Source organism: Streptomyces durbertensis (assembly GCF_014156695.1).
In the GTDB taxonomy this organism is placed as follows: Bacteria; Actinomycetota; Actinomycetes; order Streptomycetales; family Streptomycetaceae; genus Streptomyces; species Streptomyces durbertensis.
The window spans coordinates 1-1,039 of record NZ_WMLF01000834.1 but is presented as its reverse complement, the minus strand read 5'-3'; the positions used below and the strand labels follow the sequence as shown (position 1 = coordinate 1,039).

The window sequence follows — 1,039 nt, the reverse complement described above, 5'->3', positions numbered from 1 at the left end:
CTTCCCTTCGCACCCGCAGCGGCACCCCCACCACCGGTGGCCGGCGCGCTTCCGCAGCCCGGGCACCGCCGCCCAGCAAAGGAAACCCGATGAAGTTTGGTGTTCTCGGCCCCCTGGCCATGACGGAGGAAGACACCCCGGAAGTGTGCCGCCTTCCCCCCGGCCCGATGACCCGCCAGTTACTCGGTCTGCTGCTCCTCAACGCCGGCTGCCAGGTCTCCCTCGACTCCTGCGTCGAGGAGCTGTGGGGCGACAAGCCGCCGCGCAGCGCCGTACAGAGCGTGCACACGCGCATATTCCAGATCCGGCGGGCCATCGCCGCCTGCCCCACCATCGGCGGGCGGGACGCCGCCAAGCAGCTCCTGGTCACCCACCACCACGGCTACTCGCTGCACATCCGGCCGGGCTCCCTCGACCTCCACGTACTCAAACACCACCTCACCCGAGCCCGTGAGGCGCGGCTCGCCGACGACGACCCCACGGTCTCCACCGCACTCCGCGCCGCCCTGGCCCTCTGGCGCGGCCCCACCCTCGCGGACGTCGACGCCGGCGCCCACATCCAGGCCCGCAGAGTCGGACTGGAGGACCTGCGCATGACCCTCCTCGAACAACGCCTCGACGCCGAACTGCGCCTCGGACTCCACCACGAACTACTCGCCGAACTCGGCATGCTCGCCGCCCGTCACCCCGTCCACGAGAACATCCACGCCCAGTACATGCTCGCCCTGCACCGCTCGGGCCGCAGCGTCCAGGCGCTGGACATCTACCGGGCCGTGCGCGCCACACTGCTGGAGGAGTTGGGCATGGAACCCTCAACCCGGCTGCGCCAGCTGCAAAGGGCGATCCTCGCGGACTCGACCGACCTGGAGCCCGCCCACCACCCGGCGGCCAGACCGCCGGCCGACTCGCTCACTCTCGTCCCCTGACACAACCGCCCTGGATGACCGACGGGCCTCGCCCCACGCCGGGGACCCAGGCGGCGTGCAGGCGTCGTCCGGCGGCGCGGGGCGGGGCTGCACCGCCCTGGCCGGGGCTGCAC

1 protein-coding gene is annotated in these 1,039 nt (G+C 72.2%); it reads left to right on the top strand.

Annotated elements, in window-relative coordinates:
• Positions 1 to 89 precede the first annotated feature (89 nt).
• Complete coding sequence (locus GL263_RS27160) at positions 90 to 926, top strand: AfsR/SARP family transcriptional regulator (RefSeq protein WP_182858380.1); 837 nt, start codon at positions 90 to 92, stop codon at positions 924 to 926.
• Positions 927 to 1,039: the final 113 nt, after the last annotated feature.

Coding starts and splice junctions, on each gene's coding strand:
- GL263_RS27160 (WP_182858380.1), top strand. CDS start 90: ATGAAGTTTGGTGTTCTCGGCCCCCTGGCCATGACGGAGGAAGACACC.